At 53.8% G+C, this 20,339-nt stretch carries 16 protein-coding genes; 8 read left to right on the top strand and 8 right to left on the bottom strand.

All coding sequences use genetic code 11. The features are described 5' to 3' along the window. The first annotated feature begins 20 nt into the window (after positions 1-20). Positions 21-914 carry a LysR substrate-binding domain-containing protein gene (locus tag AC0VXT_RS18260; protein WP_475546551.1) on the top strand — a complete coding sequence of 298 codons (894 nt, stop codon included), beginning with the start codon at positions 21-23 and terminating at the stop codon, positions 912-914. Here the strand turns inward: AC0VXT_RS18260 and AC0VXT_RS18255 are convergent. After that, positions 911-2,011, bottom strand: a complete 1,101-nt coding sequence (locus AC0VXT_RS18255) for a GmrSD restriction endonuclease domain-containing protein (RefSeq protein WP_475546550.1) — start codon at positions 2,009-2,011, stop codon at positions 911-913. The two genes, AC0VXT_RS18260 and AC0VXT_RS18255, sit on opposite strands and share 4 nt — an antisense overlap. Continuing rightward, on the bottom strand, positions 2,008-2,751 hold the full coding sequence (locus AC0VXT_RS18250) for an FRG domain-containing protein (RefSeq protein ID WP_475546549.1): 744 nt from the start codon (positions 2,749-2,751) through the stop codon (positions 2,008-2,010). Before AC0VXT_RS18250 ends, AC0VXT_RS18255 begins: the two co-directional genes overlap by 4 nt. 231 nt (positions 2,752-2,982) lie before the next feature. Here AC0VXT_RS18250 and AC0VXT_RS18245 point away from each other — a divergent pair, with 231 nt between their 5' ends. Further along, positions 2,983-3,171, top strand: a complete 189-nt coding sequence (locus AC0VXT_RS18245; RefSeq protein WP_475546548.1) for a YegP family protein — start codon at positions 2,983-2,985, stop codon at positions 3,169-3,171. Positions 3,172-3,246: 75 nt separating this feature from the next. Here AC0VXT_RS18245 and AC0VXT_RS18240 read toward each other — a convergent pair whose 3' ends face one another. Continuing rightward, complete coding sequence (locus tag AC0VXT_RS18240; RefSeq protein WP_475546547.1) at positions 3,247-4,032, bottom strand: 3-hydroxybutyrate dehydrogenase; 786 nt, start codon at positions 4,030-4,032, stop codon at positions 3,247-3,249. A gap of 142 nt (positions 4,033-4,174) precedes the next feature. Next, positions 4,175-5,806: a sigma 54-interacting transcriptional regulator gene (locus AC0VXT_RS18235; RefSeq protein WP_475546546.1), complete on the bottom strand. Its 1,632-nt coding sequence runs from the start codon at positions 5,804-5,806 to the stop codon at positions 4,175-4,177. A 227-nt stretch (positions 5,807-6,033) separates the two neighbouring features. Here AC0VXT_RS18235 and AC0VXT_RS18230 point away from each other — a divergent pair, with 227 nt between their 5' ends. Further along, positions 6,034-7,257 (top strand): methionine gamma-lyase, encoded by a 1,224-nt coding sequence (locus AC0VXT_RS18230; protein ID WP_475546545.1) that lies wholly within the window; start codon positions 6,034-6,036, stop codon positions 7,255-7,257. A 127-nt stretch (positions 7,258-7,384) separates the two neighbouring features. Here the strand turns inward: AC0VXT_RS18230 and AC0VXT_RS18225 are convergent, their stop codons facing one another. After that, positions 7,385-8,260: a substrate-binding periplasmic protein gene (locus tag AC0VXT_RS18225; protein WP_475546544.1), complete on the bottom strand. Its 876-nt coding sequence runs from the start codon at positions 8,258-8,260 to the stop codon at positions 7,385-7,387. Between the two features lie 580 nt (positions 8,261-8,840). Between AC0VXT_RS18225 and AC0VXT_RS18220 the strand changes: the two genes are divergently transcribed. The 3 genes from AC0VXT_RS18220 (at position 8,841) to AC0VXT_RS18210 (ending at position 13,720) form a co-directional block, all read left to right on the top strand. Then, the gene (locus AC0VXT_RS18220; protein WP_475546543.1) at positions 8,841-11,225 is read left to right on the top strand and encodes a transketolase; all 2,385 of its coding nucleotides are present in this window, start codon (positions 8,841-8,843) and stop codon (positions 11,223-11,225) included. Positions 11,226-11,443: 218 nt separating this feature from the next. Further along, a complete protein-coding gene (locus AC0VXT_RS18215; protein ID WP_475546542.1) occupies positions 11,444-12,559 on the top strand; it encodes an HPP family protein in 1,116 nt (371 codons plus the stop codon). Between the two features lie 144 nt (positions 12,560-12,703). Further along, a complete protein-coding gene (locus AC0VXT_RS18210) occupies positions 12,704-13,720 on the top strand; it encodes an Ldh family oxidoreductase (protein ID WP_475546541.1) in 1,017 nt (338 codons plus the stop codon). Positions 13,721-13,804: 84 nt separating this feature from the next. Here AC0VXT_RS18210 and AC0VXT_RS18205 read toward each other — a convergent pair whose 3' ends face one another. From AC0VXT_RS18205 to AC0VXT_RS18195, 3 genes are all read right to left on the bottom strand, one after another. Beyond that, on the bottom strand, positions 13,805-14,521 hold the full coding sequence (locus tag AC0VXT_RS18205) for a MarC family protein (RefSeq protein WP_022730870.1): 717 nt from the start codon (positions 14,519-14,521) through the stop codon (positions 13,805-13,807). Positions 14,522-14,630: 109 nt separating this feature from the next. Further along, complete coding sequence (locus AC0VXT_RS18200; RefSeq protein ID WP_475546540.1) at positions 14,631-14,969, bottom strand: HNH endonuclease; 339 nt, start codon at positions 14,967-14,969, stop codon at positions 14,631-14,633. Positions 14,970-14,975: 6 nt separating this feature from the next. Beyond that, positions 14,976-15,869, bottom strand: coding sequence for a M48 family metalloprotease (locus AC0VXT_RS18195; RefSeq protein ID WP_475546539.1), 894 nt, complete (start codon positions 15,867-15,869; stop codon positions 14,976-14,978). A gap of 480 nt (positions 15,870-16,349) precedes the next feature. Here AC0VXT_RS18195 and AC0VXT_RS18190 point away from each other — a divergent pair, with 480 nt between their 5' ends. Together AC0VXT_RS18190 and AC0VXT_RS18185 are read left to right on the top strand one after the other, a co-directional pair. Then, positions 16,350-18,833 (top strand): type I secretion system permease/ATPase, encoded by a 2,484-nt coding sequence (locus AC0VXT_RS18190; protein ID WP_475546538.1) that lies wholly within the window; start codon positions 16,350-16,352, stop codon positions 18,831-18,833. After that, positions 18,833-20,137: an HlyD family type I secretion periplasmic adaptor subunit gene (locus tag AC0VXT_RS18185; protein ID WP_475546537.1), complete on the top strand. Its 1,305-nt coding sequence runs from the start codon at positions 18,833-18,835 to the stop codon at positions 20,135-20,137. The genes AC0VXT_RS18190 and AC0VXT_RS18185 overlap by 1 nt, the downstream gene beginning before the upstream one ends. The last annotated feature ends 202 nt before the right edge of the window (positions 20,138-20,339 follow it).

Here is a 20,339-nt window from a genome sequence, read left to right as displayed (position 1 = left end):
ACTTTTACCAACACGTAATAATGACGAAGGATATGGTGATGAATGCGTGGGACGGGATCAGCGAATTTATCGCCGTGTCTGAGCGCCAAAGCTTTACCGCAGCGGCCAGACAGCTTGGCATTTCCGTCGCACAGGTCAGCCGTCAGGTCACAGCGCTTGAAGAAAAGCTTGGCGTGCAATTGTTTTACCGCACCACGCGCAAGGTCAGCGCGACCGAGGCCGGGGTGATCTATTATCAGCATTGCCGACAATTGCTCGATGGGTTGGGGGACGCCGCACGCGCGATTGGCAATCTGACCGAGGTGCCGCGCGGCAAACTTAAAATCACCGCCCCGACAACCTACGGCGAAACCGTGATTGCCCCGCTGGTCAATGATTTCGTCGCCCGCTATCCCGATCTTGAAGTCCACTGCCGGTTTACCAACCAGAAACTTGATCTGGTGCTCGAAGGCTACGACATGGCGATCCGGCTTGGCCGTCTTGATGGCTCGGCGGGCGGTTTGATGACCCAGCAACTTTCCACCCGCCGCCTTTATGCCTGTGCCGCCCCCAAATATATCGCCAAACGCGGCGAGCCCCATTCGCTTTCGGAACTGGCCCACCATAACTGCCTTGTCGGCACCCTTGATTATTGGCGCTTTGAAGAAGATGGCCGCGAACGCACCGTGCGCATTCATGGCTCCATCCACGCCAATAGCGGGCAGTCGTTACTTGATGCCGCCCGCAAAGGCATGGGGATCGTGCAGTTGCCTGACTATTACGTCGATCCCTGGATCGCCAGCGGCGACCTCGTCCCGGTCCTGACCAAATACCAGCCATCTGACGAGGGCATCTGGGCGCTTTACCCCACCAACCGTCATCTCAGCCCCAAAATCAGAATGCTGGTGGAGCATTTGGGAAGGTATCTGGGTTAGCTGTTGGGGGACAGTATCTGGCCGGGGATTTCAATATCCAGTTCCTTAGCAAGAATGCTCAAGCGTTCTTTAATATTTGATGCGTCGTTTGTACCCTGTTGAGTTAGCCGGTCATATTCAAGAAGATCATAGGAAGAATCTGCGTATTCTTTTTCAGCATTAATGCGGTTAATTTTCAGTTTTTCTCTGAAGTCTAATAGAGCCCGTCTTGTAATTCTCGGAAGTTGGCCCATGATTTTTGCTGCTCGGAAAGCCAAGTAATATACAACAATATTTCCTTGGGCAGCGAGTAATTCATCTCTTTCCAAAAAGGTTTTTGACATATCATCAAGAGTTTCTGAGCAGTGGTTAATAGTACTTGCCATAGCGTCATCCCATTCGTTTCGATAGCGATGAGCTAGATCGTCTAAATAAACTTTCTTCGTATCAATCAATCTTGTTTTTCGTTCCAGGCAATGCTCAATCAATATCATGCGAGCCGACACTTCCTTGTGCTGGAAGCGTTTGTTCGAGAACTTTGCACACCGGACAAAAAACTCATGCTCTGAAAGATTGCTAATCTCAGCCACGAGTTTTCCGCCGATTGCATTTCTTTTCTCTGCGGCATTCAATGGGACTGCTTCATTGAGTCGAGAGAACATATCTTCTATTAGGTCTAAGTCATTGTCTTCAGTGATAACGGTGACAATCGGCAACACGAAGGAATCAAAAATGATCCGGATTCTCGGATATTGTTTTGCGATATCTTCGTAAGAGAGCCCTGACAAGTCTATATTTTCATCGCGCTGGAACTCAAAAGACTTGGAAAGGGTGAACTTACCTTCAATAAATTCCCAAATAGTCTCTAATCTTTGCCTTCCATCGATTACAGCATACTTCATTCCTGTGTTTTGGAATGACTTGTGGTCAATTGAATGGAAGTATATCTTTGGTATGTCGTAGTCATTCAGTATTGAATCGATTAGAAGTTGTTTTTTTTCTTTTGTCCAAACTCCCCCCATCCTTTGATAATCAGGGTCAAGTTTTATTTGGTCTTTTTCTGAGTAAAGAAGCATGATTGTGCTATTTTTAAGTGTTGATGTCTCAATAAAGCTCATGAAATTCCGCCTTTTATTATCTCACCAACACTTGAAAGCTCGGGAAACATTTGGAATTTATTGATTCCAAGTATTTTTATTTCTTCACGTATTGTTTCCTTCGCCTTTCCTGGGATGACGTACTTCGTTACGTGTGTTTTATCGCCTACATTTTCTATGGGAGTCGGATCATGATGGTGAATTGTGAAGACGCCTAATTGCGCCTGGATTCTTGGGTTGTTGCGTGTTGCAATCGTAGCGACGGGATTCAAGGCAAATCGTGTGTTTCGGATGCTTTCGATCGACCATCCGTCTAGTTCGGTGTCGTCGAAAGAAGGTATGTAAGTTTCTTCGTCTGTTGCCTTGATGTTTGCTGCTTGGTTCAGTTCGCAAGGCTTTAGCGCCCACAGAGCGGCATCTTCCTCATCGTTATCCTCAGAGTCGCAAACTGAAAAATACAGTGCTACTAAAGGGCTCTCGCTCCAGTCAAGAAGTCGAGTTGGGACCCCATAATGCTGCATGAGAAATAGCCAATCAAATGATGTTGTTGGTGTGTTGGCTAGCAGCATTGCCGCGCTTTGGCGAAAGCGAATGAGCATTGAAGTTTCTGAAATTCTGGGAGGGGCTCTTAAGTATCCTGGTAGAAGCGTCCAGGCCGAAACAGATTGCCCTCGATACCAGACCGGTTTTTCATAGTCAGCGGCATTTTCGCGCAAGGCGTTTAAAAGCTCTTGAAGTGAACAAATTTGTACTTCTGGCAACTTTGTAGTCTCCCCCGCTGACGTCTGGTGCGTCCAAGTGTTTCCTAATAATAATGCGAGCAATATTATTTTGCAATCTATGGTAATTCCATTTTTGTGGATACGAGTGCTATTCGAGGGCGCCCAGGCCATGAAAATTGCGTTTGGTATAAGTCGTGGTTATGCGTCACAGGTTGCCTGTTTCCGCGTCATCCTGTGAGCGGAATTTCAAAGCAGCAAACGAGGTGAGATATGGCAAATTGCAAAGATTCCCTTGGCGATCTTTGGGAAGTTTATGAGGCAAAGGATGGCTGGCGCTGGCGTCGGACGGCCAAGAATGGAGAAATTGTCGGCGCATCGACGCAGGGCTATTCGAAAAAGTCCGATTGTATTGCCAATGCCAAGCGTCCTGCATGTGATTGCGATCTTAGCTCGGTGTAGGACGCGCTGATGAATTTAGAAAGCCCCATGGCTGCTTGCCAACGGGGCTTTCTGGTTCTAGCGTGAGAGAAGTGTTTACTGTGCGGTCCAGCCACCATCGACTGACATGTGCGTGCCAGTCATTTGATCGGCGGCGTCCGAGCACAGGAACAGGGCGGTTTTGCCGATCTGTTCGGGGGTGACGAATTTTTTGGACGGGTGTTTGTCTGAGACAAGGTTGGTGGCGGCTTGTTCAATTGAAATGCCGCCTTCCTTGGCCTTGGCTTCGATCTGGCGTTCGACCAGTTCGGTGCGTACCCAGCCCGGACAAATAGAATTTGCGGTGATGCCGGTTTGGGCTGTTTCTAGGGCGGTGACCTTGGTCAGGCCCATGATGCCGTGTTTGGCCGCGACATAGGCCGCCTTTTGCGGGGATGCGACAAGCCCATGGGCGGATGCGGTATTGATGATCCGGCCCCAGTCTTTTTGCTTCATAAACGGCAGGGCAAAGCGTGTGGTGTGAAAGGCCGATGTCAGGTTGATCGCAATCACCGCATCCCATTTTTCCGGCGGGAAATCTTCGATCAGATCGGTGTGCTGAATGCCGGCATTATTGATCAGGATGTCCGCCCCGCCGCCAAACTTTTCGGCGGCATCTTTCATCATTGCTTCGATTTGATCGGGTTTGGACAGATCCGCGCCATTGTAATAGGTGGTCACACCAAAGTCGGTTTCAAGCGATTTTCGGGTCGCCTCGATCTCGTCCTTGTCGCCAAAACCATTGAGCATGATGTCCGCCCCGGCACCGGCAAGTGCCTTTGCCATCGCAAGGCCGATGCCACTGGTGGAGCCGGTTACAAGTGCGCGTTTTCCTGTCAGCATGATGTCTTCTCCCTAAGGGTGAGGCGTTGGGGCCTCTTATTAACTTAGGAGGATCATGCCGCAGCGCAATGTAAAGCGCAACGCAAGACAAAAGAAAGGCGGGTCCGTTGCTGTTTAGGTGATGTTGGGGTGGGGCGTGCGATCAATTGCCGATGCCGTATTTGCGCAGTTTGTTGGCAATCGATGTATGCGATACGCCCAGCCGTTCAGCCAGCTTGCGTGAGCTTGGGTAATCGGGATAAAGCCGGGCCAGCATTTCCCGCTCAATCATGGTCATGCCGGTGGCGAAATCCTCGGCGGCAAGGGCATCGGTGATGATGTCAGGTTGTTGGGGTGCGCCGGGGCGCATATTGCTGCCTGTGGTATCGGGTGTGTGCGAGGTCGGTGTTTCGTTGGTGCGCGGCGCGGTGCCGATGGCCGCGTCATTCAGATCGCGTGCGCTTAGCACATCGCCATCGAGCAGGGCGACGGCGCGAAACAGAGTGTTTTCCAGTTCCCGCACATTGCCCGGCCAGTCATGGTGCCTTAGCCAATCAAGCGCGTCATTGGCAAGATAGGGTGTGGCGCGTTCGGTTTGCTGGGCGGTGCGGTCGATGAAAAACTGGGCCAGATCATGGATGTCCTCGCTCCGCTCACGCAGGGGCGGCAGGGTAATGCCAAGGACGTTGAGGCGGAAATACAGGTCTTCGCGAAACGTCCCGTTATGGGACATGGCTTCAAGATCGCGGTTGGTCGCACTGATGATCCGCACATCAACGGCGATTTCATCCGTTCCCCCGACCCGGCGGAACCGGCCATCTTGCAGAACGCGCAGCAATTTGGCCTGCAAATAGGGGGTCAGCTCGCCGATTTCATCCAAAAACAGTGTGCCACCATCGGCAAGCTCCAGCAATCCCGGCTTGCCGCCGCGCCGCGCACTGGTAAAGGCCCCGGCGGCATAGCCAAACAGCTCGCTTTCGGCCAAACCTTCTGGCATGGCGGCACAGTTCAAGGCCAAAAATGGCTGATCAATACGCGAGCTTGCCCGGTGGGACGCGCGGGCGAACAGTTCCTTACCCGTGCCGGTTTCGCCCAAAATCAAAAGTGGTGCGTCAATCGCGGCAAGGCGTTTTGCCTGTGATTTAACCCGCATCATCGCCCGGCTTTCGCCGATAATGTCGTCAAATCCGGTGTGGCTGCGGTCCTGAAGGGCGGTAATCACCCGACCCAGTCGGGCGGCCCGGTGAAACACCATCACCCCGCCCCACGGTGCGGTGTCATCCACGTCTGATCCGTCATCGACATGGCCAATCGGTTCGACCTGTAGCAAATAGGTCTGGCCACCCAGAATCACCTCTCGCTCGGGCAGGTGAAACTGGCTTTGGCGCAAATCTTCAATAGATGGATCGCTTAAAATGAAAGAAATATCACGATCACGAAGATCTTTCTCAGAAGCACCCGTGATCGTCTGTGCGGCCGGGTTGGCTTGAGCAATCTGGCCATTGGCATCGACCGCAATCACCGGGTTGCCAAAGGCGGCCAAGGTCGCATGAAGCTGCGCGCGGCGGCGTTCAGTTGGCAGCCGGTCAATTTCGCGGATGCCCGATATGCCGGGAATTTGTTTAAGCGCGTGGGACAGCAGCGGAAACCGTTCCGGGCGGATGGCCGGAATGTCGGCATAGATGTAATGGGTGGTGACCTCAAAGGCGCGGATATCGAGCCCCTGATCGGTCAGCACATTGACCACATCGCGCGTAATGCCAAGCCTGTTTTCGCCCCGGATTTCAAATCGCATGACTGTACCGATAAGTTTACACTGTATCGAAAAGTGTACATCTGGATTTGCGCGAAATCCATATAATTCGCCGTGGTTTGGGAGTTCGGCGATAAATGGGTGTAAATAAATATGTACACCTTGGCCGGTGATCAAGGGCGCATAACGGCGGAAAACCGGCCCTTTGGCTGGGTGGCATATGGCTTGCGAGGATGTGGGTAGAATAAACGCATTGTCGGGAGCTTTTCATGTCTAACAGCCACAACTCAACTGCCAAAACCGGTTTCGCCACACGTGCCATTCATCATGGGTATGACCCGCAAAGTCACAACGGGGCGCTGAACCAGCCGGTTTATATGTCTTCGACCTTTGCGTTTGAAACTGCCGAGCAGGGCGGTCGGTTCTTTGCAGGTGACGAGCAGGGCTTTATCTATTCGCGGATTGCCAATCCGACACTTGATTTGCTGGAAAAGCGCCTGGCTGTGCTTGAGGGCGGGGAAGCTTCGGTTGCGACCGCATCGGGCATGGGGGCGATTACGTCCGTGTTCTGGACCTTCATTGCACCGGGTGATGAGATCATTGTCGATCGCACGCTTTATGGCTGCACATTTGCCTATTTCCGCCATGGTCTGGAAAAGTTTGGTATCAAGCACACCCATGTCGATCTGACCGACCCGGCGGAGCTTGAAAAGGCGATTTCCGACAAAACCAAGATTGTCTATTTCGAAACCCCGGCCAACCCGAACATGCGTCTGGTCGATATCGAAGCGATTTCCGAGATTGCCCATAAACACGGGGCGAAAGTTGTTGTCGATAACACCTATTGCACGCCGTATTTGCAGCGCCCCATTGAATTGGGGGCGGATATCGTTGTGCATTCAGCGACCAAATATTTGGGCGGGCATGGGGACCTTATGGCCGGTGCGGTGATTGGTTCGACCGAGGACATGACGCAAGTTCGATTGATCGGCTTGAAGGATATGACCGGTGCGGTATTGTCCGCACAGGACGCAAACCTTGTCATGCGCGGGCTTAAGACGCTGGAGCTGCGCATGGAACGTCATTGCGACAATGCCGAAAAAATCGCCGATTTTCTGGCGAACCATCCCAAGGTCGAAAAGGTGTTTTATCCCGGCCTTGAAAGCGATCCGCAGCATGCGCTGGCCAAAAAGCAGATGGACCGATTTGGCGGCATGATTGCGTTTGAGCTGAAAGGCGGGATCGAAGAAGGCCGTAAATTGATGAACGGGCTGAATATGATCACCCGCGCGGTTAGTCTTGGAGACGCCGAAACGCTGATCCAGCATCCGGCATCGATGACCCATTCGACCTATACCCCCGAAGAACGTGCAGAATATCAGATCACCGATGGTTTGATCCGTCTGTCTGCCGGGCTTGAAAGCATTGATGATATTCTGGCCGATCTTTCAGCCGCCCTTGATGGGGATGAGATGGCGATTGCAGCCGAATAACGCCATTAATCCTAAGCACGATCAACTGTCGCCAATCGGATGAATGTCCATGTCCGCGAAGGAGCTTGGATTGAGGCCGATTGGCGATTTGATTTTGGGCTGGAATGTGCTGTCCATTTTTCTGAGCTTAATCAAAAAGGCTGAACTTTTTCATGGTTTGGCGCGATTTATCCGGCAATGAACGGTTTTCTATGCGTAAAAGGTGGATTTTCCGCAGGTTCACTTCTTTAAATGATGCTGTGGTTTCGCGGTGATTTTTTAGCAAGTTCAACAGCATGCCGTTTGAATAAGCCCGTTCAAGACCGGTCTGGATTGCATCGCGCAGTTGGGGTGTTTTCGGACTGACAAAGAAATAGATCGGCTGCGGGTAATAAAGTGCGATATCGGGTGAGACGACAATGTTTGGCGCCTCTTGCTTCATCCAGTTCCATTCACCGATAATTTGCCAATAGGCCCTTGGGTATAGGTCGAAGCGCCGGAATTCGAGCATCCGGTGCAGTGTCTTGTAACGTCCGGGGATTACATTAAAGCCATTGTCGATCAGAATTTGACCGTCAGGCCAACCGAGCCCCTGCCCCATCGAAAATTTCCGAAGTTCATCAAGCGTTTGAATATGCGCCAATTCAATACGCGTTTCAGGACGTGTCATGAAAAGCCGGAGCCCTGTGGTGCCAAGATAAATCGGCACGTAGGCTGCCAGAAGTTTGTCTTCACGGTCCTGCGTTGTGCCAAAGAAAACGGTATTGATCTGATCACCTGTTTGCAGCATCGAAATACGGCGTTCTTCGGTGGGGTATTCCATGCAGACCGGTGTGATGGCAATGTCCGTGGGACTGAGCCGCAAAGCCAACCGCAACAGGTCAACATGGTATTCGGAATGTTGATCCCATGTAATGCGACCGAGACAGTAATCGGACGTGGTATCCATCGGCAGGCGGACATCAACAGGGCTTTGTGCTGTGCCTGTGCCTGTGCCTGTGGCCTGGGCCGTCGATATGGACATGTCGCCAACTGCAAGCACCACCATTGCTACCCTGAAAATGGCGGTGCATCGGGCATGAAAACTCAGGATTGGTCGCGGTATGGGCGGCAGCATGAATGAGAAAACAGTGTCCAAGGTTTGGAGTGTGCACGGCGATCAAAATCAGATGTATAGATTTTATATATAGCCTTTCAATCGGTTAGCGATGTCTTAAGTACGCAGATAAATTGGTTCGAAAATTGGTGCGCCAGGCCTGAAAAGCGCCGAGGCAGCATTTTTCATCTGTGTTTGGATGCGGGGACTCTTGGGGAATGCCGGAATTTCAGTAAGTACATGCATTTGTAAGGGGCATCGAATCGCGCTAGCGTTGCCGTATTTTGATGCCACGAAATATTGTTTCAGATGGGAAATTCGAAGGTTTTGGCAGGTTCGTCGCAGCAGATTCCACAGGTTGGTTGAAATCGCCGAATCTTGTGTGAAACTTGATGGCGGCAGCTTGATTTTTGCGCCGTCTGTTTAAAAATCGGTAATTCAATACCGGAATGTTGCGGTGAGCTGGATGGCCGCCGTGCATAACCCACATCAAAAGGTGTTACGTAAGATGTCCGCACAAGATGCCGCCCCGGAAATCGGTGAAATTATCGAAGCAAGCTCAACCGGTCAGGTGAAGGCCGAAGATCTTGAGATGCTCGGTCAGATCGAGAAAAAGGTGCGGTGGCTATCAAGCTGGACCATCCATAATGCCAACCATCTGCGTCCCAAACGCGATGGCATCAAGGTCGGTGGGCATCAGGCGAGCTGTGCGTCGATGACAACACTGATGACAGCCCTTTATTTCAATGTTCTGCGTCCGCAGGACCGGGTGGCGGTCAAGCCGCATGCCAGCCCGGTTTTCCATGCGATCAATTACCTGTTTGGCCGTCAAACCAAGGAAAAGCTGGAAAAATTCCGCTCATTTGGCGGGGCGCAATCCTATCCATCGCGGACCAAGGATGGCGATCAGGTTGATTTTTCAACCGGGTCGGTTGGCCTTGGCGCGGCGGTGACGAACTTTGCCGCGCTGACGCAAGATTACCTGCGCTACAAGGGCATGCTGCCCAAGGGCGAGGTTCCGGGGCGGATGGTGGCGCTTGTTGGCGATGCCGAACTTGATGAAGGCAATATTTACGAAGCACTGCTTGATACGTGGAAGCATGACATTCGCAATGTCTGGTGGGTGATTGATTATAACCGCCAAAGCCTTGATGGCATGATCGATGCGCATCTGTTCCGCGTCATTGGTCGGTTCTTCCGTGCGGTTGGCTGGAACGTGATCACGATCAAATATGGTCGCAAACTGCACGAAGCCTTCGCCAAGCCGGGGGGTAAGTCACTTAAGAAATGGCTGAATGATGTGCCCAACGACATTTATTCGGCCCTGACGTTTCAGGGCGGGGCAGCATGGCGCGCGCAAATCACATCCGATATGCCCGGTGATAATGCGTTGGTCAGCCTGTTGGGTGAATATGAAGATGATGCGCTGCATGACCTGATGACCAATCTGGGCGGGCATTGTATGGAGGCGGTGCTGAGCGCCTTTGATGCTGTTCCCAATGACAAACCAACCATCTTTATCGCCTATACCGTTAAGGGATATGGCACCCCGCTTCAGGGGCATAAGGACAATCATGCGGGCCTGATGAATGTGCCGCAGATGGACGCGTTTAAGGAACAAAACCGCGTTGAAGACGGAAAAGAATGGGATTTTGCCGCCGGATTGGATGTGTCAGAGGACAAAATCCGGAGTTATATTAAAAATGCCCCGTTCAATGACAGCGCACCCCGCCACAAAAAGGCAGATGTGATTACCATTCCCGACATGCCCTATACGCGGACAGATACATCAAGCACGCAGGAAGTGTTTGGTAAAATCCTCAATGAACTGGCCAAGATGAAAAACAGCGATCTGTCTGATCGTATTGTGACGACATCGCCCGATGTGACGGTATCGACCAACCTTGGCGGGTTTGTGAACCAGCGCGGGTTATTTGGCCGCGAAGACCTTGCCGATGAATTCCGCGAACGCAAGGTTCCTTCGGCCCAGAAATGGATACGTTCGCCAAGCGGGCAGCATGTCGAGCTGGGCATTGCCGAAAACAACCTGTTCCTTAATCTGGCCGCCCTTGGTCTGTCGCACAGCCTGTTTGGGCAGCGGTTGTTCCCGATTGGCACGCTCTATGATCCGTTCATTGCGCGCGGGTTGGATGCGCTCAATTACGCCTGTTATCAGGATGCACGGTTTATGGTTGTCGCCACACCAAGCGGCATTTCACTGGCCCCGGAAGGTGGCGCGCATCAGTCGATCAGCACACCGATGATCGGCATGGGGCAGCCGGGCCTGACCAGCTTTGAGCCAAGCTTTGGCGATGAAGTTGCCGCAATCATGGGGTGGTCGTTTGATCATATGCAGGCCGAGGACGGCGGGTCGATTTACATGCGCCTGTCGACCAAGCCATTGAGCCAGCCTGAGCGTGATCTTTCGGATGGGGATAAATCCGATATTGTTTCGGGTGGGTATTGGCTGCGTGAACCGGGCGATGACTGCAAGATGGTGATTGCCTATTGCGGGGCCATGGCGCCCGAAGCGATTGCCGCATGGGAAAAGCTGTCGGAAGATCATCCGGGCTTGGGGCTTTTGGCCGTGACCTCGACCGACCGTCTGTACAACGAATGGCAGGACCTTGAGCGGGCCCGTCTTGAGGGCAAGATGGATGCTCAGATGTCGCATGTGGAAAACTTGCTTAAACCGCTGGCATCGGATGCGCGCCTTGTGACCGTAATTGATGGTCATCCGGCGGCGTTAGCGTGGCTGGGTTCGGTGCGCGGGCATGCGGTTGCCCCGCTTGGTGTGAACAACTTTGGCCAGTGCGGCGATAGCATTGCGCTTTATGAGCATTACCAGATTGGTACGGACGCCATCCTGCGCGCAGCCAAGCGTTGGGATTAAAGCCGTTCAGACATCACGCTGTAAGGGGAGGGCAAATTTGCCCTCCCTTTTTTGTTGGGTTTCGGTGGGGAATTGTTGACCGTGGATCAGAAACTAAGTACGAGAAAAATCCGCATTTTATAAAAATAAACAAAAGCCCCATGTTCAATTATGAACGGGGGAAGTGAAACGTTCCTATGAAATCTAATCGTCTTCGCGGGTTGTATCCGGCGATACCCATGAGCACGCCAAAGGAAGCCGTGCGTGCCGGAATGGGCGCGTTAATTGGCTTGGGTGTTGCGGGCTTTTTGCTGTCGTTCTTTGATTTGCAGGGGGCCGGTCTTTATCTGATTGCGCCGTTTGGCGCGTCATCGGTGTTGTTATTTGCGGTACCCAACAGCCCGCTTGCCCAACCGTGGTCGGCGATTGTCGGCAATAGTGTGTCGGCACTGGCGGGAATTGCCGTTTGTCACATGGTGAGTGATCCGGTTTTATGTGTGGCTTTGGCGGTTGGCGTCGCGATTGCGGCGATGATCCTTTTGCGCGCGGTTCACCCACCGGGTGGGGCGGTTGCCATGGTGGCGGCCCTGAGCCCCGATCTTGTCACTGATCTCGGCTTTCGCTTTGCCGTCACACCGGTTGCGGCGGTGACGGGCATTCTGGTCCTGATTGCCATTTTATATGCCCGGGCAACGGGGCGGACATATCCGTTCCGCCATTTCGAGGATAAGGGCATCCACCACACAGCAGACCGCCCGGCGATTGAGCGCCTTGGTCTGGATGAGGATGAACTCAATACCATTTTACAACAATATCGCCAGTCGCTTAACCTTGGCGTTGAAGATTTGGCGCGGTTGATTGGGGCGGCGGAGTTTCAGGCCGCCTCCCATCGTGCAGGCCCGATCACGGCAGCAGACATCATGTCGCGGGACTTGGTGACGGTTGGGGCGGATACACCGCTAAACGACGTCGCGGATCTTTTCCGACGTCACGGATTTACCTCCTTGCCGGTTATCCATGGTGATGGTCGCTTTGCCGGTGTGATATTCCAGATACATCTGATTCGGCGTGCGCGCGAAGATGCCTTGCGGCTTGATCGCGGGTTTGGCGCGGCGATGTCGCGTCTGACTGACCGCACGCGCAGCGCACCGGTCCGTGCCATTGAAATTATGTCGGTTACCGAGCCACGCGCAACTGCGACTACCCCGATTGCCGCCCTTTTGCCATTAATGGCCGATGGGGCATGTGATGCTGTGCCAGTGATCGAGGATGGCAAAATCATTGGCATTGTCACCCGAACCGACCTGATTGCGGCCTTGGCGCATGCGGGTCTGAATTCCCCAATGCAACCGTAAAGTCAAAAGCGTTTTGCCCGGTGCGCAGGATATAAGCGGTGCATCATCGGCTTCCATTCTTGTGCCTTGGCGCAGTGCCTTTCGGATGTTACATACTTGTAAATACAAGTTACTTCACCCTAATTCTATGAAATGGAATGCCCCATGAGCGATGCGGTCACCTTAACAATCGAACAGGCAGAAAAGCTTAGTCTTGCCGTGCTTGAAGGAAACGGTTTTAGCCGCGATCACGCAAGCGCAATCATGCGCAGTGTTGTGGCTGCACAAACCGATGAATGCCATTCGCATGGTCTGTATCGGTTGATCGGCTGTGTGCAGGCCGCACGCAATGGTGGACTTGATACCCATGCCGAGCCGGAGATCATTGATCAGGCGCCCGCGATCACACGGGTCAATGCACATAAGGGATGCTCGCTTCTTTCGTTTGAGAAAAGCTTGCCATGTTTGATTGAAAAATCGCGCCATTGCGGTGTTTCGGTGCTGGCGATCAATAACAGTTTTCATTTCTCGGCACTCTGGCCAGAGGTCGAGCAGATTTCAGCACACGGGCTGATTGGCATTGCCATGACACCAACCCATGCCTTTGTCGCACCAGCCGGCGGATCCAAGCCGCTTTTGGGGACCAATCCGATTGCCTTTTCATGGCCACGTCCGGGCACGACACCCTATACGTTTGATTTTGCGACCAGCGTGATTGCGCGTGGTGACATTGAACTGCACCGACGGGCGGGCAAAACCATCCCCGAAGGATGGGCGGTTGACCAGACAGGTGTGCCGACCACCGATCCGGCAGAAGCCCTTGCCGGTGCGATGCTGACCTTTGGCGGGCATAAGGGGTCGGCATTATCGACCATGATTGGCCTTCTGGCCGGGCCTTTGATCGGTGATGTTCTGGGGCATGAAACCCATGCTGCAACCGAGGATACACCGGGCAATCCGCATCACGGAGAAATCATCATCGCCTTTTCCCCGGAAACCTTCCTGGGCGCAGATGCGCAAAAGCATCTTGATCATGCGGAAGAACTGTTTGAACGCATCATTGAACAGGGCGCGCGCCTGCCATCTCAACGCCGGTTTGAGGCGCGTGAACGTAGTCGCGCAAACGGTGTGAAGATTCCCAAACTTTTACATGACGAGCTCACGGCACTATCCGGGGGTTAATAAAGCAATCGTATGCAGATAATGGGAGGCAGAAGGGGGGCTACTTTCAAGCTCTTACCGTCTGCTTTAGGTGTTCCGCGGTGATTAGAAAAACGCCTGTTTGATCCCGTCGATGATGAACTGAACCGCAAGGGCCGCCAGGATCATGCCGAGCAGGCGGGAAACCACTGTGGCAACCGTTGGGCTGAGGCGCTTGGCGACCACGTTTGACAGCATGAAGAAGACGAAGGCAATCAGCATTACCACGGCGACAACGCCAATGACGCTGGCCTGCATGGCGACGTTGTCTTCGAATTTCCCCATCAACAGCATCACCGATGCGATGGAGCCCGGACCCGACAGGAACGGGATCGACATCGGGAAGATCGACACATCGTCGGCTTCGTCGTCGGGGATGGTTTGATCTGTTTTTGATTTTGTAACGGCTTTGGGTTTTGTCTTGTCACCGTCGTGGTCGTCTTCAAGTTCCTGATGAACCTGTTCGGCGCGCTCGTTGCGTTTCTGGCTGCGTTTTTCAAACAGCATTTCAAGCGCGATCAGGAAAAGAAGCGTGCCGCCTGCGATGCGAAAGGCGGGCATATGGATGCCAAAGATGCCGAGTAATCCTTCGCCAATCAGTGCGAAGGCCGCGAGAATGAAAAAGCTGGTGAGACAGGCGCGGATCGCCATGCGGCGGCGGTGGGCAGCACTTGTACCCTGTGTCAAAACAATGAAAACCGGCACCAGTCCCAACGGGTCAATGATGACGAACAGGGTGACGAAGACCGGTATCAAGTCATTGAGCATATCGGCACTTGGCATTGGTTTTCCCCGGTTTGTCACATGCAGTACGCTCTAGTACCGATCTGACCTGTTTGCGTAAATGATAAACATATCCGGGATGGGGGAACAGTCCCGATAAAAATGGCCTTTAGCGCCGGTTTGTCCGTTTGCGGCCATATCGCCCGCTGTTTTCAGGCCAGTCGATGTAGTCTGCGGGCTTTTTGCGGACCCATTTGATGAATTTGATCATGTCGGGGTGGCGTGTCAGCTTTTCGGGTTGATCAAAATCACGGGCAAGGGTGGCCTCGTCAAACAGCCGGTGGATCATGCGGTGGCAGACCCGGTGCAGCCATTGAGTTTCTGTTCCGCCCTGTGATTTGGGTGTCCAGTGATGGCGGTCAATCGTTGGTCCGGCATGCATCGGGCGGCCGCAGATCGGGCAGGTACCAAGATCGGCACTGTTTTTGGGATCGGGTTGAAACGACATGGATGATTATGAGCCGGGCATGCGCCGGCTTTCAAAGAATTTTTGCCATGTGCCGGGCTTTAGGGCGCGCAACCCATTCACCCGCGCGCGGATGCTGGGGTGGGTGTCGAGTATGCTGGGCGGCTGGGTGCTGCGATAGGGGATAAGGCCCAGGCGTTTTTTGTTGATCTGATCAATATGGAGCAGAGCATCAATCATGTCTTCGGGGCCATTGAGAAGGTCACTGGCACCGTGATCGGCGGCAAATTCCCGATTGCGGATGACCGCACGTTGCAACAGGAAACTGATGGTTGGGACGATGCCAAACAGAATAATCATCCAGCCCGGTGGATTGAAGTTGCCAAACAACGCCAGTGCCAGACCAAAAATCGCAACTGTCCATGTCGCGCGATAGATCACATCGGTGATCAACAAAATGCGCGTATCGCCGTGCCATGCATGGGCGATTTCATGGGCCAGCATGGCACGCATCTGACGCGGTGACAGGCCATGCAGGGCGTCGTTTGAAATGGCAATGCTGGTGCCCTTTTCGGTACCAGTGGTGATGGCATTGACACCTTTGCCCGGCAGGACAAACAGCTTGGGCCGTTCGGCAAGCCCGGCGCGATCACACAGAAGCCCAACCATTTCATGGGTCGCTTCGTAGAAGTGTGGATCAAGCGGTTTGGCGCGCAGGAGCTTCATGACAAATTCGGGTGACACCATGGGTGAGAAAAGCAGCATCATCGCAACCGCAAGTGCGGCTGAGACAATCATGGTAAAGCCGCCAAGCATCCATGCGCATCCTGCCAGAACCCCGATCATACAGATCAGAAGCGCCCCCGCGTGGGATGCGCCACCCGGATGGATGGCCAGAAAGCGCTGGATAAAAACAGGAAGTGGTGAGTTTTCCACTGGCATGGGGACTTTCACTGTTTGCGATGGGGTGCTGTGATGCGCGAACGGCGCGCTTTGAGAGAGTCCAGATTGATGCAATGTGATGCTGTTGCGCGTTGAAGTGTCTTATAAATAAGGTGTGGCGTTGGGGTCTTCGGGGCAAGGGAGGCGATGGATAAAGTGATCGGATGTGCTTTGAAAATGCAACGTCGATTGGTCGTGCCAAGGCGATGAGACTCCGAAGCCGGAATTTGAGACTCGGGACTTGATGGATCGCCTGATCGGTCCTTGGGGGCCGGTATCGGATGGGTCAGAGTAATTTTATTGACGCATAACCTAATGAAATGAAGGGTTTTGCGGCTATTTGTTAACGCATCCTTATATATTCACCTAGAATAGTGGGAGTATGCAATTGGATAGGGTACCCGTCGCAGCACTTCTGCGTGGGACCATTGCCGTGCGTGCTATGACTTATGAAAGTGGCAAGTGAACCGGAAGGACATCATGGGCCTGTTGGATAAAATCCGGCCAAACCGCAAAACGGATGCGGGACGCGAAGGGGATCGGACCCCGCTGGAACGGATGTTCTGGCGGTCGATTGCGCTCGTGGGCGGATTTAGCATGGTGATTAACCTGCTCAACATGGTTATTCCGATCTATTCCATGCAGGTGTTTGACCGTGTGCTTTCAAGTCGCAGTGTCGATACGCTGGCCCTTTTGACAGTCGGTATCGGGCTTGTTCTTGTGTTCATTGCCTCTATGGAGCAATTGAGATCACGGGTTTTGATCCGGGTCGGAACGGCCCTTGATTTGCGTCTGGGTGGGGATCTGTTTGCCCATGTGGTGCAGCAATCTGCACGCGGAACACCCATGCGTCAGCGCCCGTTGCGCGATTTGTATGGCCTGCGCGGGTTCCTGACCGGGAGTGGACCCTTTGCGCTGATCGATTTCCTGTGGGCGCCTGTTTATATCGGCGTGGTGTTTGTTTTCGATTACCGTTTGGGCATGGTGGCCTGCGGCGGGGCGGTGCTTTTGATCGTGATTGCTATTGTCAACGAAGCCGCATCCAAGATTTCCGTTGACCGGTCCGAAGAAAGCCAGAATCGGGGTATCGCGCAGGAAGAAACCTATGTGCGCAATGCCGAGGCGATGGAAGCCATGGGTATGACGCCATCGGCCCGCCAACGGTGGCAGGCGGATCAATCTGACTCGCTTTATTGGGAAGGACAGGCAAGCCGCCGGGTGGGCACATCGACCACATTGTCGCATTTCGTTCGCCTCGCGATGCAGGTGTGCTTTATCGGGGTTGGCGCATATCTGGTTCTGACCGAAAGCATCACAATCGGGATTATGGTGGCCTCCATGATTCTTGGGATGCGCGGGTTGGCGCCATTTGACGGGGCGGTTTCGGCGTGGCGCAGCTGGAATTCAGCGCGCAGTTCGTTTGATCGCCTTAATAAGATTTTGCTTGATAAAAAGCCGACCATTCCGGCCCCTTTGCCACGCGGTCGCGGCATGGCGGTGACGGTGGACCGGCTTGTTTTTGCGCCGCCCAACAGCCGCAATGTCCTGTTTAAGGGATTTTCGTTCAAGGCAGGCCCAGGCCAGATCATTTCGATTGCCGGTTTCAATGGGGTGGGCAAGACGGCACTGTTAAAACTGATTATGGGCATTTGGTTGCCCGGATCGGGATCGGTCAAGCTTGACGAGGTTGAAGCATCGCGGATTGAACGTGGCGATATCGGCACGCAAATCGGGTATCTGTCGCAGAACCCGTTCCTGTTTCCCGGGACGATTGCCGAAAACATTGCCCGGCTGGGCAAAGCGGACATGCGCGACATCATTCAGGCCGCCGAGCTTGCCGGGGCGCATCAGTTTATCCTCGACCTTCAGGACGGATATGAAACGCGTGTGGATCGTGGTGGGCGGAACCTTTCGGGTGGGCAGCGACAATTGATTGCCCTTGCCGCGGCCCTTTTTGCCCGGCCGCGTATGTTGTTGCTTGATGAGCCGACGACGGCCCTTGATGACAATGGGGTGGCCCATATTGGCGATCTGATGGATGTTCTGCGCCATAATGGCATTACCACCTTTATCGTGAGTCATGAACGCGAAATTCTAAGCCGTGCGGATGCGATCCTTGCCCTTGCGGATGGGCAGATTAAAGTTGTGCCTGTATCCGGGCGAACACCAAAACCAGCATCGGCTGCGCCGGAAATGCCGGAAATATCAGGCAATTCAGGGGCCGTTCCCCCCGTGGCATCCAAACAGCCTGCTCCAGCAGACGGGCAGATGCGCATTACGCCAAAACAAATCGCTGTGCCCAACCCGGATGCGCCGCGTCCGATTGTTGAAAAAAACAGTGCTGCCCCCTCCCATCCTGCGGCGGTGAAGCCCGACGTTACAATGCCCGAAATTGCCGATTTTGGATCGGACGGTGCGACAGGTGAACCCGCGCGGGCAGAGGCGGCAAAACAAGCCGCCGGGATTGCCAAACCCAAAATGCTGCCTCAGCCAACACCGGGTGGCACGATGATGACCATGCGTCCGGTCGCGGAAAAACAAGCAGATGTCGCGGCGTCCAAACCGCCGTCGCCGACATCCAGAACCGCCCCGGAAAAACCAAAGTCACCTGTGGCGTCAAGGGCCGCCGTGGCAAAACGCCCGGCGGCAAAAACCGCTGCGGCAGAGCCGCCAAAGCAGAAACCATTGAGCACCAAACGCACCGTGCGTGAGCAGGTCCAACTGACAGCGGCCGAACGTAAGAAAGCAGACGCGCAAGCGGTCATGGCCGCGCGTGAAGCCGCCGCCAGCCGAATGCGTCAATTCCGCGAAGATGCTGAACGTGAGGCCGCCAAGCGCGATGCCGAGCGACCGCGACGTGCGATTGAACAACCCGTTGATACGCCACCGGCCCGTCCGCGCGGCGCGCGGCCGCAATTGCGTGTGGTTGAAGGATCGGCACAACGTCAACGTGGTGGGGCTTGATGGCTGGAGTGGAACTGCCAACTGCGCGTGATCTTGATACCGATGTCAAACCGTTGGTGCGGATCGGGCTTTTGATCCTGATCCTTGGGTTTGGGTCGGTTTTGCTGTGGGCGGCAACCGCACAGGTTAATTCGGCGGCAACGGCAAGTGGGGTGGTGGCACCCTTTTCCGGGCGGCAAAGTGTTCAGCATCTTGAAGGCGGGATCATTCGCGACATTCTGGTGCGCAATGGGGCACGGGTGGAGGCCGGTGATGTGCTTATCCGTCTGGATGATACGCGCGCACGGGCAAGCTTTGACTTGCTTAACAACCGCTATCTCAATGCGCTGGCGACGCAGACCCGGTTGGTTGCCGAGCGTGGCAATCAGGATCGTCTGGTGTTCCCGGCCCCACTTGAAGACCCGCGCTATTTTTCGATTACGGATGCGCAAAGAACCCTGTTTGACAGCCGCCGAAGCGCCTTTGCCGGTGAACTTGCGCTTTATGACGAGCGGATCAAGGAGCTGCGCCGCGAAATTGTCGCCACGCGTGAGCAAAAGACCGCTGCCGAGCAACAGGTCGGGATCGTCAAAGAAGAGTTGGCCATGGTTAAGCCGATGGTCGATCTTGGCTATGCCAGACGTACCCGATTGTTACAGCTTGAAAGCCGGTTGGTTGAGACGCTTGGAAATATCGGCCGGTTCTCGGCAGATGTTGCGCGGATCGAGCAACAAATTCAGCAGGTCAAAGCCAGCCAGTCGCAATTGATGCGTGATAATTTGCAAACCATCAATACCGAGCTTCGCGATATCCAGAGCGAGATTTCCGATCTGAATGAACGTCTTCGGTCGGCCGAGGATATCCTGATACGGTCCGACATCAAAGCACCGCGCCACGGCACGGTGACCAATATGCAGTTCACCACCGTCGGCGGTGTTGTTCCACCCGGTGCGAAGGTGCTTGAAATTGTCCCGCTTGACGACCGTTTGGTGATTGAAGCGCGTGTTTCGCCCAATGATATCGATGTGGTTTCGACCGGGCTTGGCGTGAATATCCGTGTCACCGCATTTAGCCAGCGCTGGTTTGCGCCGGTCAAGGGAACGGTGACGGATGTGTCGCCCGACCGCCTTACCGATGCGGAAGGCCGATCTTATTTTCAGGCAATGATTGAAATTGATGCCGACAGCCTTGCCGAGCATGAGGGCATGATCCTGTCGCCGGGTATGCCCGCCCAGTTGGAGATCGTGACTGGGGCACGGACGATTCTCGCATACCTGTTTTCGCCGATCACCACCAGCTTTGATCGCGCATTCCGCGAACAATAAAGCATGCGGAACCCATGCGGCGTGGAATATCCGCACTATACAACCTGACAGATTCTGACAGGTCATGGATTCATCTTCCAAATTCCTCTGAAATATGAAAAAACCTAACTTAATTAGATTCTGCTGCGTATATGCGGTTGCTGGATAGATTGTTCTAATCTATACTACTGTATATAAATTTGCTGCCTGAGTTTCCGGGTGG

Source organism: Thalassospira sp. Z349TD_5 (assembly GCF_056173045.1).
This window is presented reverse-complemented; position numbering and strand designations above follow the sequence as displayed.